We start from the raw sequence: 13,582 nt of genomic DNA on the forward strand, positions 1-13,582 counted from the left end.
GCCTAGCGCCCCGGTAGAGCGGGCATGACCCGCGCTGCGACCGGTTGCGGACCGTGCAGGCGGTCGACGCCGATCATGCTCAGGATCAGCAACAACGGCAGGAGCAGCGCCTTGAGAATTCGCATGATCAATCGCCTCCACTGAAATAGCCGTTATTGCCCATGCTAAAACCACGCCGCCTTGGCGCAGTTACTACCTTGGTACTGGCTGACTGGTACTTTCTGCATATTTCCCCCTGCTCGTGGGCTTCCTATGCTGGCGCTACCTGGAACGGAGTGCCCTATGCGCCAGCTTGCCCCCTACGCCCTGATCTACCTGCTGGCGATTGCCTGCGCCGCCGGCGTGGCGAGCCAAAGCCAGGCGGCGGCCCCACCGTTGCCGGTGCAGATCGGCTACCTGGGCTATCGCCCCGACCCGGGTCCGCTGTTGTCCAACGTGATTGGCGAACCGACTGACGCCGGCCTGCGCGGCGCCGAACTGGCGATCACCGACAGCAACAGCACCGGGCGCTTTCTCAACCAGAGCTACCACTTGCTCAGCGCCAGCGTCGTCACCCCGCAAGCCCTGCTGGACGCCGCCAAGGCCCAGCATGAGCAAGGGCTGCGGCTGTTTGTGGTCAACGCCCCGGCGTCCAGCCTGCGCCAGCTGAGCGCGGCATTGCCCGACAGCCTGCTGTTCAATGCCGGGAGTCCGGATGACAGTTTGCGCAGCACCGACTGCCTGCCCAACGTGCTGCACAGTCTGCCGAGCCGGGCGATGCTCGCCGATGCCCTGGGGCAATTGCTGGTGCAACGCAAATGGCAGCGGGCCTTGCTGATCGTCGGCCCGACCGCAGACGACCAGGCTTATGCCGCCGCCCTGCGGCGCGCCGCCAAGCGCTTTGGCCTGCAACTGGTGGCAGAAAAGGCCTGGAGTTTCGACAACGACCAACGCCGCAGCGCCCAGGCCGACATGCCGCTGTTCACCCAGACCGCCGAGTATGACGTGGTGCTGGTGGCCGATGAGCGCGGCGATTTCGGCGAGTACGTGCCCTACCAGACCTGGTACCCGCGCCCGGTCGCCGGCACCCAGGGCCTGACTCCCGTGGGCTGGCACAAGACCGTGGAAACCTACGGCGCCGCGCAGCTGCAAAAACGCTTCGAGGCCCTGGCCGGGCGCTGGATGAACGACCGCGATTTCGCCGCCTGGATGGCCGTGCGCAGCATCGCCAGTGCGGTGAGCAAACTGCGCAACGCCGACCCCATGGCGATCCGCGAGCTGCAACTCAGCGACCAACTGCCACTGGACGGCTTCAAGGGCCGCAAGCTCAGCTATCGCCCCTGGAATGGCCAGTTACGCCAACCCATCCCCATCGTGCAGCCCCGGGCGCTGGTCAGCACTTCACCCCAGGAAGGTTTCCTGCACCCCTTCAACGAAATGGACAGCCTGGGTTACGACAAGCCCGAGGTCAGTTGCCGCTTTCCCTGAAATTGCCCACCCCACAACAACCAGAAGGTATCCGCCATGCGCCGCACCCTGCTCTCATGCGCCCTGTTGCTCGCCGCCGGGCACGCCGCGGCCAGCACCGCCTGGGTCTCCAACGAGAAGGACAACAGCCTGAGCCTGATCGACCTGCAGACCCTGCAAGTCACCGACACCCTGCCCGTCGGCCAGCGCCCTCGTGGCCTGTTGCTGTCCCACGACAATAAGCTGCTGTACATCTGCGCCAGTGATTCGGACCGGGTCCAGGTGATGGACGTGGCGACCCGCAAGATCATCAAAGAGCTGCCTTCCGGCAAGGACCCCGAGCAGTTCGCCCTGCACCCCAACAACCGCTGGCTGTACGTCTCCAACGAAGACGATGCGCTGGTGACGGTGATCGACACCGAGACCGCCAAGGTACTCGGGCAGATCAGCGTCGGCGTCGAACCCGAAGGCATGGCCGTCAGCCCCGATGGCAAGTGGGCGGTGAACACCAGTGAAACCACCAACATGCTGCACTGGATCGACACCAGCACCCAGACCCTGGCCGACAGCACCCTGGTGGACCAGCGCCCACGATTTGTCGAGTTCTCCCCGGATGGCCAGCAGCTCTGGGCCTCGGCGGAAATCGGCGGCACCGTGACCATTCTCGAGGTGGCCAGCCGCAAGGTGCTCAAGACCCTGAACTTCCAGATCAAGGGCGTGCACCCGGACAAGGTCCAGCCGGTGGGGGTCAAGCTCAGCGCCGACGGCAAGTACGGGTTTGTCGCCCTCGGCCCGGCCAACCATGTGGCGGTGATCGACGCCAGGACCTTTGCAATCCTCGACTACCTGCTGGTGGGACGCCGCGTCTGGCAGATGGCGTTCACCCCGGATCAAAAACAGTTGCTGGCCACCAACGGCGTCAGCGGCGATGTCTCGGTGATCGATGTCGACAGCCTCAAGGTCGTCAAGTCGGTGAAGGTCGGGCGTTACCCCTGGGGCGTGGTGGTCACGCCATGAATGCCCTGGACGTCAGCGACCTGAGCTTCGCCTACGGTGCCCGCCAGGCGCTGAACCAGGTCGGCTTCAGTCTGGCACCAGGGCGTTTTGCCGCGTTGCTGGGGCCCAACGGCGCAGGCAAGTCGACCTTGATTGCCCTGCTCACCCGGCTCTATGACCTGCAGCGCGGCGAGATCCGGGTCGGCGGCCATTCATTGCGCGACCGCCCGCGTCCGGCGCTCAAGCAATTGGGCGTGGTATTTCAGCAAAGCACCCTGGACCTAGACCTCAGCGTCGAACAGAACCTGCGTTACCACGCTGCCCTGCATGGCCTGTCCCGGCGCCAGAGCAGCCAGCGGGTGGACGCCGAACTGGCGCGCCAGGGTCTGACCGAGCGCCGCAGTGAACGGGTGCGCGAACTCAACGGTGGCCACCGTCGCCGGGTAGAGATCGCCCGCGCCCTGCTACACGAACCGCGCCTGTTGCTGCTCGACGAAGCCAGCGTCGGCCTCGACCCGGCCAGCCGCCTGGCCCTCAACCAGCACCTGCGTAGCCTGTGCCGCGAGCAACAGTTGAGCGTGCTGTGGACCACCCACCTGCTGGACGAGGTGTCGCCCAGCGACGACCTGCTGATTCTCCATCAGGGTCGCCTGGTGGCCAGCGGGCAGGCCGCGGACTTGAGCCTGGAACATGGCGGCGACCTCGGCACGGCCTTCAACCGCCTGACCACCATGGGAGCCACCCGATGAACGCCTACTGGCAATGCTTGCGCGGAATCGTGCTGCGCGAATGGCTACGGTTCGTGTTGCAGCGCACGCGCTTTCTCAGCGCCCTGGTACGCCCGCTGTTGTGGCTGCTGGTGTTTGCCGCCGGCTTTCGGGCGGCGCTGGGCATCGCAATCATCGAGCCCTACGACACCTACATCCCCTACGAGGTCTACATCATCCCCGGTCTTGCCTGCATGATCCTGCTGTTCAACGGCATGCAGGGTTCGCTGTCGATGGTCTACGACCGGGAAATGGGCAGCATGCGCGTACTGCTCACCAGCCCCCTGCCACGGACCTTCCTGCTGTGCAGCAAGTTGCTGGCGACCGCGCTGGTTTCGCTGTTGCAGGTGTATGCCTTCCTGGCGATTGCCTGGCTGTATGGGGTGCGCCCGCCGGTGGCGGGCCTGCTGCTGGCCCTGCCGGCGCTGTTGCTGGTGGCGTTGATGCTCAGCGCCCTGGGGTTGCTGCTGTCCAATGGGATCCGCCAGTTGGAGAACTTCGCCGGGGTGATGAATTTCGTGATCTTCCCGCTGTTTTTCCTGTCGTCGGCGCTGTATCCGCTGTGGAAAATGCGCGACTCCAGCGAGTGGCTGTACTGGCTGTGTGCGGTCAATCCGTTCAGCCATGCGGTGGAGCTGGTGCGGTTTGCCCTGTATGAGCGGTTCAACCCCCTGGCATTGGCGGTGTGCGCCGGGCTGACGCTGCTGTTCGGCCTGCTGGCGGTGCTGACGTTCAACCCGCAGCATGCAGCGTTGCGCAAGGCAGGTTAGGCGGTATTTGCCAACAAAGGCGCAAAACTACTACTTTGGTACTGGTTTTCCTGTCTATCGTCGCATTCCCAAGGCACAACGACTGGCATGTAATAGGTTCATAACGATAAGGACTGAACCGCTATGCTGCGTGCCTGCCATCGCCTGTTGCGCCCTCCTCTCACTGCCCTGTCGCTGTGCCTGCTGCTGGGCGTGGCCCACGCCGACAGCCCACTGTTTTCCGCCCAGGGCTACCGCATCAGCCTGTACCGCAGTCCGACGCCCGACCAGGCGCCGGGCGCGAGTATTGTCGATACCGCCAGCCTGCAAACCCTGCTCGGCCAGACACCGCGTCCGCTGCTGATCGACGTCTACCGTCGGCAATGGCTGCATGAGCGTTTCATTGAAGACCAGCCCCACGAAAACCTGCCCGGCAGCCACTGGCTGGCCAACACCGGTGACGGCGATCTGAGCCCTGCCTGGCAGGCCTACTTTGCGCGTAACCTGCAAACATTGACCGCGGGCGATACCCGGCGTGCACTGGTGTTTTACTGCCGCTCCGATTGCTGGCTGAGCTGGAACGCGGTAAAACGCGCCGCAGCCTTGGGCTATCAGTCGGTGTACTGGTACCGCGACGGCCTGGATGCCTGGCAGGCAGCAAACCTGCCCGTGACCCTGGCCCAACCGGAGCCCTTTCCCTGACGTTGCACCCTTGCGTGTTGTTGCCACACCATAATCAAAATAACGAGGTGAAAGGCTATGTACAAAATTCTGATTGCCGACGATCACCCACTGTTCCGCGAAGCCATTCATAACGTCATCAGCGATGGTTTTCCCGGCAGCGAGGTGATGGAAACCGCCGACCTGGACAGTGCCCTGGCCCTGACCCAGAGCCATGACGACCTGGACCTGATCCTGCTGGATCTGAACATGCCGGGCATGCACGGCCTCAATGGCCTGATCAACCTGCGCAACGAAGCGCCGACCATCCCGGTGGTAATCGTCTCCGCCGAACAGGACAAGCAGATCGTCCTGCAAGCCATTACCTATGGCGCGGTGGGTTTCATCACCAAGTCCTCGCCCAGGGCGCAGATGACCGAAGCCATCGAGCAGATTCTCAACGGCAACGTGTACCTGCCGCCCGATATCATCCGCACGCAAAAAAGCAGCAGCCAGCGGCGCATGAACGACACCCCGAGTTTCCCGCCGGAACTGCTCCAGGCTTTGACTCGCAAACAGTTGCTGGTACTCGAACGGATGACCAAGGGCGAATCGAACAAGCAGATTGCCTACACCCTGGAAATCGCCGAGACCACGGTCAAGGCCCACGTCTCGGCCATCCTGCGCAAGCTCAACGTGCACAACCGGGTACAGGCGATCCTCAGTGCCGGGGACATCGATTTCGGCTCGTACCTGCGCCGCTGAGGCCCTTTGCGGGTTCGCGGTTGGGGCGTGTGGATCAAGATCAAGAGCTGCAGGCGAGCTAACACTCGGCCTGTTGAGTGGTAAGGGTGGGCGAGACGGCCTACCGGCCGGCCTGGCTTTTCCTGGTGTACGAATTTCCCATGAGCTAGCGCCCACAAGTTGGCTGTGGCGCATGCAAAATCTGCGAGCACCTCCAGACCCCCTGTGGGAGCGGGCTTGCCCGCGATGGGGCCGGCACAGCCAACATCGACGGTACCTGGCCCACCGCCATCGCTGGCAAGCCAGCTCCCACAGGTTGAGTGGGTGTACCCAGAATCTGCGAACACCCAGAACCACTGTGGGAGCGGGCTTGCCCGCGATGGGGCCAGCACAGTCAACATCGACGGTACCTGACCCACCGCTATCGCTGGCAAGCCAGCTCCCACAGGTTGAGTGGGTGTACCCAGAATCTGCGAACACCCAGAACCACTGTGGGAGCGGGCTTGCCCGCGATGGGGCCGGCACAGTCAACATCGACGGTACCTGACACACCGCCATCGCGAGCAGGCACGCTCCCACAAGGGTGGGAGCCGGGGTTCAGACGCTGATCGCGCCATCCACCAGGGTCTGGGCTTCTTGCACCAGTTGCTTGAGGTGATCGTCGCCAATGAAGCTCTCGGCATAGATCTTGTAGATGTCTTCGGTGCCTGAAGGACGGGCGGCGAACCAGCCGTTTTCGGTCATGACTTTCAAGCCACCGATGGCCTGGTCGTTGCCCGGCGCCTTGCTGAGGATGCTCTGGATCGCTTCGCCCGCCAGTTGGGTCGACTTGACCTGCTCCGGCGCCAGTTTGCCCAGCAGGGCTTTCTGTTCGGGGCTGGCCTTGGCGTCGACGCGCACGGCAAAGGGCTCGCCCAGCTCATCGGTCAGGGCACGGTAGGCCTGGCTCGGGTCGCGGCCAGTGCGGGCGGTCATTTCCGCTGCCAGCAACGCCGGGATCAGACCATCCTTGTCAGTGCTCCAGACGCCGCCATCCTTGCGCAGGAACGAAGCGCCCGCACTCTCTTCGCCACCAAAACCCAGGGAGCCGTCGAACAGCCCGTCAGCGAACCATTTGAAGCCCACCGGCACTTCGTACAGGCGTCGACCCAGGCGCTTGGCCACGCGATCGATCAGGCCGCTGCTGACCACGGTCTTGCCCACGCCCGCATCGGCACGCCACAACGGACGGTTCTGGAACAGGTAGTCGATGGCGACTGCCAGGTAGTTGTTCGGCGCCAGCAAACCACCGGAGGGGGTGACGATACCGTGGCGGTCATGGTCCGGGTCGCAGGCAAACGCGACGTCGAAGCGCTCCTTGAGGCCGATCAGGCCCTGCATGGCGTGGCTGGAGGACGGGTCCATGCGAATCTGCCCATCCCAGTCCACCGACATGAAGCGGAACGTCGGATCGACCTCGGTGTTCACCACTTCGAGGTTCAAGCGGTAGTGCTCGGCGATAGCCGACCAGTAGCGCACTCCGGCGCCGCCCAGTGGGTCGACGCCCAGGCGCAGATTGGCCCCACGGATTGCGTCGAAGTCGATCACATTGATCAGGTCGGCGACATAGGTATTGAGGAAGTCATGGCGATGGGTGGTGCTGGCCTTGAGCGCCTGCTCGTAGCTGATGCGCTTGACCCCGGCCAACTGGTTGGCCAGCAGCTCGTTGGCCTTGGCTTCGATCCACTTGGTGATGTGGGTATCGGCCGGGCCACCGTTGGTAGGGTTGTACTTGTAGCCACCGCTTTGCGGCGGGTTGTGCGACGGCGTAATGACGATACCGTCGGCCAGGCCCGAAGTGCGGCCGCGGTTGTAGCACAGGATCGCGTGGGAAATGGCCGGGGTCGGGGTGTATTCGTCATTGGCGGCGATCATCACGGTCACGCCGTTGGCTGCCAGCACTTCCAGGGCGCTGGCACCGGCCGGCGTCGACAGCGCGTGGGTGTCGATACCGACGAACAATGGGCCGTCGATGCCTTGGGCCTGGCGATACAGGCAGATCGCCTGGCTGATCGCCAGGACGTGCCATTCGTTGAAACTCAGCTCGAACGAGCTGCCACGGTGCCCGGAGGTGCCGAACGCAACGCGCTGGGTCGCCACCGAGGCATCGGGCCGACCGGTGTAATAGGCTGTTACCAGTCGCGGGATATCGACCAAGAGCTCTGCTGGTGCCGGCTTGCCCGCAAAAGGACTGAGTGTCATGCAAAACCTCTGAAAAAGAGTGGTTCAAGAATAGGCAGGGAGTTTACTGGCAGTTTGACTATAGAGCGACGATATCTATCCGCGCCAGGTCAGGATTATTTGCCCCTCGACTACTCCATCAACTCCAGCCTCAGGGCATCGCCGAGCATCGCCATGGTCGTGTCCAGATCGTGCTGGCCATTAAACGCATGGCTCAGTCGCACATGCTGCGAATGCAGGCCATGCAGGCTGAACAGCTCCCCCGGGGCAATCACCACACTCTGCTTGAGCATGCGCTGGAATACCCGGCGCATATCGACCGGACGCAGCGAGCGGGCCCAGAGGGTCGCGCCACCCGCGGGCTCGACGAAGTCCAGCGCATCACCCAGGCGCTCCTGCAGCAGCTGCACCATGCGGCTTTTGCGTTCACTGAGCAGGCGACGCAATACCAGCAGGTGCTGGTCGATGCGTCCACTGCTGTACAGCCGGGCAATGGCTTTCTGGCGGATCGGTGACAAGCGGAATGAGCGCAGCAAAAAGGTCCGCTGCAGTTCAGCGCTGAGCGGGCGCGACAGCAGGTAGCCGTAAGGCGCCTCGGGCCCCATGAGCTTTTCGAAGGTCGAAAACACGATCAAGCGCTCGGGATCGAGCAGGTCGCGAAAGCGCAACTCGTTCGGCTCGTGCCCGAGCTCGCCGTAGACATCATTCTCCAGGACCCAGCAACCGTGCTCCTGCAACAGGTGCGCGATGTCCTGGCGGTTGGCGGCCGGCATCAGGCTGCCCCTGGGCATGCTCACGCCGGAGGACAACAGCACCAGGCGCACTGTTTCGGTCGCCAACAGGTGTGCCAGCCATTGCGGGTCGAGCGAGCCATCCTCGCCGATCGGCAACTCGATAACCTGGACCCCGGCCGCCTGCAACAAGCGCAAGATCACCCAGTCACAGGGCGACTCCACCAGCACGGTGGCGCCCTTGAGCGCCAGCACCGCAATCAGGATCTCCAGCACGCCACGCAAATCGGCACCAATGTAGACATCGTCAGCGTGCCAGCAACGGATCGGTGATGTGGTGTAGCGCGCTGCCAACGCGGTACGCAGTTCCAGTTCGCCACAGGGTTGGGAGTGCGGTTGCTGCTGGCGCGGATATTGACGCACCAGTTCGCGCTCCAGTAGCAGTAACGGACTGTCCAGCGACTGCAGCAGGGCCGGCTCATCGGTGCTCATCACCAGCATGCCCGGGCGCCTGGCACTCACGTAGAGAGTTTCCAACAGGTCATTGCCGCCGCAGAACGCCGCGTTCAGCGACACCGGCAGTGCGTAGTAACCGGACTTGGCCACCGAGTACACCCGCCCTTCCTTCTCCAGCAGCGAGTAGGCGTACTGGATAGTCGAAATCGACACGCTCAGGCGCTCGGCCAGTTGCCGCAGTGACGGCAGCTTGATTGGCGTCTCGGCCTCCATTTCATTGATCAGGCAGGTCAGGTAGCGGTACACCGCCTGATAGGCAAAGTCGCTCTCTCTCTGCTCTTTCATGGACGCAGGCCAATCGCAGCAAGGGTCAGGGGCCGAGCCTGGGGCAGACACGCCTGGCCGCTGGTGTCGCGGCCCATGTAGTTCGAATCAGTCAAACCAGGCTCCTCAAGGTCGCGCTGACAGAGCATTGAGCGCGTGCACCAAGGCCCCGCCACTGGAGTCCGCAACGTCGGCCTCCAGCACGGGACACCGGCGATATAGCGTGCGCATCAGGTTGATCGGCAAGCCGCTGACATCCACCATCCAGTGCATCACCTGCTCCGGCGCGGCCTCGCCCTGCAATGCCTTGTGCAGCTCGCCAATAGCCACCAGCATGCCGGGATGGCAACGCCGCAGAAATCTCTCCAGACCCGCGCCCTGCCCGACAAAGGGCGCGAACAACAGGCACACCAGTTGCGCTTCGCACAGACCCAGGTTCTGCTGGAGTTCGGCGTTGGCCTCGAGGCGCCGCTCGGCCAATGCCGGGGGATTGTCGTAAAACGCCGAGGCCTGCTGGCAAACGGGCTCTGGTAGGCCTCTTTTACGCATGAGCAACAACCCGCGCTGCACGTACTGGGCAAATCCGCGCTCATACGGCTGGCCCTCCAGGTAGCTGGCCTGCAATCCACGACAATGGGCCGACAGCAGCGCGCTGGCGTAGTCGTTTTCCCGCAGGGCGACATCCGCTTCCTCCGCCTGCAGGCCGAGGAATTCGTTGAGCAACAGCCAGCGCTCTTGCGCGTTGCCCGTCACCAGGTCCTGGATATCGATAAAGGTGGTCCCGCGCCGCGCGTCAAAACCCGCCTGGGGTCGCCAGGCCACGGTTTGTTGCTCGGCATACAGCTCGCGGTAGCAATCGTTGTCCAGTTGTTCGAGGCTGCTCAGCAGGCCATCCATGCTCAGAGCCGGTTCTGCCAGCGTTGGCAAGCTGGCGCGCTGGGCTGCTCGGGCCAACCCGGCCAGGAACTGCCGCTGCTGACGTGCCGTTGCTCCGCCCACCAGCGCATCCACGCCACCCTGCCAGCGGCTCATCTGCCCATAAAATTCGCCGGTGGCCAGGTAGCCGTCATCACAGGCTTCATAAGGACTCCCCGGCTCTCGCGAATGGCCGAGCAACAACAGGCTGGTGCGATTCCATTCTCGGCCGGCGTCGGACAGCGCTGGTAAATGACTAAAGGGCAATACCTCACGGTTATCGACCATCAGCACCTCGACGCGCGGGTCATCGTAGACAAACAGCGCTGCATAGCTGCGCTGAATACTGTCCATGATCGCCGGCGTCGTCGAGCCCATGCGCAGGGTTGCCACCCGCAGGTGGAAGGTCGCTGGCGACCGGGCGGCGATGCTCAACTGCGCGGCACGCAGCAACGCCAGCGAGTAGCAGCTGTCCTGGCTACCGGAGTGGGCCAGCAGGACTTTGAAATGCTCGATTCTTTCCGGGCCGCCAGCCGCTACCAGTAAACGCTGGATCAAAAGTTGCAGTGCGGTGCGCTCTGCCCGGGAGAAGAAACTCAGCAGACGAGTCAGTACTTGGTGATAGACATTGTTCATCGCTGAATCATGCATGGTGCTCATCGTTATTTACCTGAAATTCAATAAGTCGGTATCAAAAGAACATCGCTCAACCGCTGTGGCAGTGATCAATCTCGATTGATTAGTGCGAGGTGTAATTATCGGCGATCAATGGTGGCATTTTGACTTCGGCAACTATTTGACACTATTGCCCTAACAGATTTAGCACGCCGGAAAGTTCGCCTGCGTGCGCCTGAATCAGGGGCTTTCAGGCAAATACGGCAAGGCCTAGGACAATTCCGACAACTTCCCACAGACAATGAGTACGCAAAACCAAGAAGCCATAACCCGGCAAAAAATACGCAACTAGTAGTTAGCTGCGCTACTTGCCAAACACCAACGCCCGGCGTGGGCGAGCAATGCGCCCGCCACCCGACACTGTTAATCGCGCTGACTAAAACAAAAGGCTCAGCCATGACTCATTCCTTGAGATGAAAGTGATCATTCAATTATCAGGGCTTGGATATTGATTAGAAGATACAGATCACAGACAAAAACCAGTTCAGTTGCTGAACAGGCTGTTTATCAGGGGAGTGGGTACGGCGTTTACCTGGGGCCATAACGCAACAGCCCGCTTTCGCGGGCTGTTTGTTGAGCTGATTTCAGGAGGGCTCGACCAGAATCGCCACTCGCTCGCGACACGGACACTCGTCCATATAGCGATGCGCCTCGACGAACTCGGCGAACGGGAAGACCCGGGTCTTGAGCGGCAGCAACACGCGGTCGGCGGTCAATTGGTTGATTTCGCGCAGTGCCCGTTGCAGCGCGGCCTGGTCCTGGACAATCCCCAGCTCTGGCTTGCCGGTGAAGTTACCGATGCAGTGCACGAAAAACTGAATGTTCTTCTGAAACGCTGCGCAGGCCGGAAATGGCGTCTGGTTGCCGCCTTGCAGGCCATACAGCACCAAGCTGCCCCGTGGCGCCAGGACGTCGCCCAGCAACGACATCTGTGGACCGCCCAGGCCGTCGAACACCACATCCACGCCACGATTGTCGGTGAGCTTGTTGATCTGCATGAGCAGGTCCTGCTCTTCGGTGACAATCACCTTCTCGGCACCCAGCGACAGCAGGTACTCGCGCTCTTCGGCAGTTTTGGTCGCGGCAATTACCCGCACACCCAAAGCCTTGCCCAGTTGCACAAAGGACGGACCGGCACAGTGGCTGGCGTCTGTCACCAAGGCAAATTGCCCGGGTTTGACCCGTGCCAGATCGGCGTAGGCAAAATAGGCGATCAGCAAGGGCGTGTAATGCACCGCCGCCTCGATCGGGCTCAGGACATCGGGATAACGGGTCAGCGCCGAACGCGGCAGCACGATCTGCTCGCCGTACACCGGGTAGTCATTGGGGCTTTCCGCCGGGAAGCTGGCCACCTTGTCGCCAACTATCAGGTCATCCACGCCTTCACCGAGAGCCGTGACCACGCCCGCCATCTCATGCCCCAGCCCGGACGGCAGCCGTGCATGGGACGATGCCAGGTTCTGCCGCCAGAGGATGTCATACCAGCTGACGCCTATCGCCTCGACACGCACCTGTACTTCACCGGGTGCCGGCAGAGCAGCCGCATGCTCTTCGCATTTGAGCACCTCGGCTGGACCAAACTTGTGAAAACGGATCGTGCGGGACATCGCAAACCTCGTCAAAGTAACCTCTAATGCCATGAACTTTATCCGGGCTTTGTGGCCAAGACCATCAGTGGCTATTAATAGTCGACATGCCTGTCATTGATTCCGCAGCTCCGGAAATCCGTCAATTAATCTAGAAAACCGAACCAGCATTGTGGGAAAAATGAATTACTCGGTGCAGAGTAACAGCCTTTCCCCGTAAGATTCATGCCGGTCATTGTTCTCATATGGCCGCTCTCGTCAAGCTTGCTGACTCTGCCAGGACTCCAGATGAATCGTAATGACCTGCGTCGTGTCGACCTGAACCTGTTGATCGTGTTTGAAACCCTGATGCACGAACGCAGCGTAACCCGTGCCGCCGAGAAGCTGTTCCTCGGCCAACCGGCCATCAGCGCGGCCCTTTCGCGCCTGCGGGGGCTGTTCGACGACCCTCTGTTCGTGCGCACCGGACGCAGCATGGAACCGACCGCCCGCGCGGTGGAAATCTTCGCCCTGCTCTCCCCTGCCCTGGACTCGATCTCCACGGCCGTGAGCCGCGCAGCCGAGTTTGACCCCGCTACCAGCACCACGGTATTTCGCATCGGCCTGTCGGATGACGTCGAATTTGCCCTGTTGCCCATGCTGCTCAAGCGCCTGCGCGCCGAGGCACCGGGCATCGTGCTGGTGGTGCGCCGGGTCAACTACCTGTTGATGCCCAATCTGCTGGCCTCAGGAGAAATTTCCATTGGCGTCAGCTACACCACCGACCTGCCGGCCAATGCCAAGCGCAAAGTGCTGCGCCGCAGCCAGCCCAAGCTGCTGCGCGCCGACACCGTGCCCGGTGCACTGAGCCTGGACGACTTCTGCGCCCGCCCCCATGCGCTGGTGTCGTTTGCCGGCGACCTCAGTGGCTTCGTCGATGAAGAGCTGGAGAAACAAGGTCGCAAACGCCACGTGGTGCTCGCCGTACCGCAGTTCAACGGCCTGGGCACCCTGCTGGCCGGCACCGACATTCTCGCCACCGTACCGGACTACACCGCCGAAGCCCTGACCGCCGCCGGCGGCCTGCGCGCCGAAAACCCACCGCTACCAACCCGCACCTTCGAGCTGCACATGGCCTGGCGCGGGTCTCAGGACAATGATCCGGGGGAGCGCTGGTTGCGGTCGCGGATTCAGATGTTCTTTGGCGATCCTGAGAGTCTTTAGGCGTCGTCTGGTAGGCTGTTCATCTGATCTTTTATTGATGAGAACAGCGCCGACCGCACTCTCTGCGAATCGATAGACCGGCCTGAGACTTTAAGCGGAGCGGTGAACAT

The 13,582-nt window shown here is 62.3% G+C and carries 12 protein-coding genes; 7 read left to right on the forward strand and 5 right to left on the reverse strand.

Annotation, left to right across the window (positions count from 1 at the left end):
* Nucleotides 1-2: 2 nt before the first annotated feature.
* Nucleotides 3-125 (reverse strand): hypothetical protein, encoded by a 123-nt coding sequence (locus CKW24_RS28445; protein ID WP_256585469.1) that lies wholly within the window; start codon nt 123-125, stop codon nt 3-5.
* Nucleotides 126-282: 157 nt separating this feature from the next.
* Between CKW24_RS28445 and CKW24_RS14495 the strand changes: the two genes are divergently transcribed.
* From CKW24_RS14495 to CKW24_RS14520, 6 genes are all read left to right on the forward strand, one after another.
* Nucleotides 283-1,467, forward strand: coding sequence for an ABC transporter substrate-binding protein (locus CKW24_RS14495; RefSeq protein WP_095168869.1), 1,185 nt, complete (start codon nt 283-285; stop codon nt 1,465-1,467).
* A gap of 36 nt (nt 1,468-1,503) precedes the next feature.
* Complete coding sequence (locus tag CKW24_RS14500) at nt 1,504-2,463, forward strand: YVTN family beta-propeller repeat protein (protein ID WP_095168870.1); 960 nt, start codon at nt 1,504-1,506, stop codon at nt 2,461-2,463.
* Nucleotides 2,460-3,191 (forward strand): ABC transporter ATP-binding protein, encoded by a 732-nt coding sequence (locus CKW24_RS14505; RefSeq protein ID WP_095168871.1) that lies wholly within the window; start codon nt 2,460-2,462, stop codon nt 3,189-3,191. Before CKW24_RS14500 ends, CKW24_RS14505 begins: the two co-directional genes overlap by 4 nt.
* Complete coding sequence (locus CKW24_RS14510; RefSeq protein ID WP_095168872.1) at nt 3,188-3,979, forward strand: ABC transporter permease; 792 nt, start codon at nt 3,188-3,190, stop codon at nt 3,977-3,979. The genes CKW24_RS14505 and CKW24_RS14510 overlap by 4 nt, the downstream gene beginning before the upstream one ends.
* Nucleotides 3,980-4,102: 123 nt before the next feature.
* Nucleotides 4,103-4,660, forward strand: a complete 558-nt coding sequence (locus CKW24_RS14515) for a PQQ-dependent catabolism-associated CXXCW motif protein (protein ID WP_095168873.1) — start codon at nt 4,103-4,105, stop codon at nt 4,658-4,660.
* A gap of 57 nt (nt 4,661-4,717) precedes the next feature.
* A complete protein-coding gene (locus tag CKW24_RS14520) occupies nt 4,718-5,383 on the forward strand; it encodes a response regulator transcription factor (RefSeq protein ID WP_095168874.1) in 666 nt (221 codons plus the stop codon).
* A 576-nt stretch (nt 5,384-5,959) separates the two neighbouring features.
* Here CKW24_RS14520 and pgm read toward each other — a convergent pair.
* The 4 genes from pgm to CKW24_RS14540 form a co-directional block, all read right to left on the reverse strand.
* Nucleotides 5,960-7,603, reverse strand: coding sequence for a phosphoglucomutase (alpha-D-glucose-1,6-bisphosphate-dependent) (pgm, locus tag CKW24_RS14525; RefSeq protein WP_095168875.1), 1,644 nt, complete (start codon nt 7,601-7,603; stop codon nt 5,960-5,962).
* A gap of 110 nt (nt 7,604-7,713) precedes the next feature.
* Entirely contained in the window at nt 7,714-9,114 is a 1,401-nt protein-coding gene (locus tag CKW24_RS14530) for a PLP-dependent aminotransferase family protein (protein ID WP_095168876.1), read from the reverse strand.
* Nucleotides 9,115-9,219: 105 nt separating this feature from the next.
* Nucleotides 9,220-10,668, reverse strand: a complete 1,449-nt coding sequence (locus CKW24_RS14535) for a hypothetical protein (RefSeq protein ID WP_095168877.1) — start codon at nt 10,666-10,668, stop codon at nt 9,220-9,222.
* Between the two features lie 599 nt (nt 10,669-11,267).
* On the reverse strand, nt 11,268-12,290 hold the full coding sequence (locus CKW24_RS14540) for a zinc-dependent alcohol dehydrogenase family protein (protein WP_095168878.1): 1,023 nt from the start codon (nt 12,288-12,290) through the stop codon (nt 11,268-11,270).
* A gap of 267 nt (nt 12,291-12,557) precedes the next feature.
* On the opposite strand from CKW24_RS14540, the gene CKW24_RS14545 reads away from it, so the two are divergent.
* Complete coding sequence (locus CKW24_RS14545) at nt 12,558-13,472, forward strand: LysR family transcriptional regulator (protein WP_095168879.1); 915 nt, start codon at nt 12,558-12,560, stop codon at nt 13,470-13,472.
* Nucleotides 13,473-13,582 lie beyond the last annotated feature (110 nt).

It is taken from the genome of Pseudomonas sp. Irchel 3H3, from assembly GCF_900187635.1.
Taxonomy (GTDB): Bacteria; Pseudomonadota; Gammaproteobacteria; order Pseudomonadales; family Pseudomonadaceae; genus Aquipseudomonas.

Coding starts and splice junctions, on each gene's coding strand:
- CKW24_RS14520 (WP_095168874.1), top strand. CDS start 4,718: ATGTACAAAATTCTGATTGCCGACGATCACCCACTGTTCCGCGAAGCC.
- CKW24_RS14510 (WP_095168872.1), top strand. CDS start 3,188: ATGAACGCCTACTGGCAATGCTTGCGCGGAATCGTGCTGCGCGAATGG.
- CKW24_RS28445 (WP_256585469.1), bottom strand. CDS start 125: ATGCGAATTCTCAAGGCGCTGCTCCTGCCGTTGTTGCTGATCCTGAGC.
- pgm (WP_095168875.1), bottom strand. CDS start 7,603: ATGACACTCAGTCCTTTTGCGGGCAAGCCGGCACCAGCAGAGCTCTTG.
- CKW24_RS14530 (WP_095168876.1), bottom strand. CDS start 9,114: ATGAAAGAGCAGAGAGAGAGCGACTTTGCCTATCAGGCGGTGTACCGC.
- CKW24_RS14495 (WP_095168869.1), top strand. CDS start 283: ATGCGCCAGCTTGCCCCCTACGCCCTGATCTACCTGCTGGCGATTGCC.
- CKW24_RS14500 (WP_095168870.1), top strand. CDS start 1,504: ATGCGCCGCACCCTGCTCTCATGCGCCCTGTTGCTCGCCGCCGGGCAC.
- CKW24_RS14515 (WP_095168873.1), top strand. CDS start 4,103: ATGCTGCGTGCCTGCCATCGCCTGTTGCGCCCTCCTCTCACTGCCCTG.
- CKW24_RS14535 (WP_095168877.1), bottom strand. CDS start 10,668: ATGAGCACCATGCATGATTCAGCGATGAACAATGTCTATCACCAAGTA.
- CKW24_RS14540 (WP_095168878.1), bottom strand. CDS start 12,290: ATGTCCCGCACGATCCGTTTTCACAAGTTTGGTCCAGCCGAGGTGCTC.
- CKW24_RS14545 (WP_095168879.1), top strand. CDS start 12,558: ATGAATCGTAATGACCTGCGTCGTGTCGACCTGAACCTGTTGATCGTG.
- CKW24_RS14505 (WP_095168871.1), top strand. CDS start 2,460: ATGAATGCCCTGGACGTCAGCGACCTGAGCTTCGCCTACGGTGCCCGC.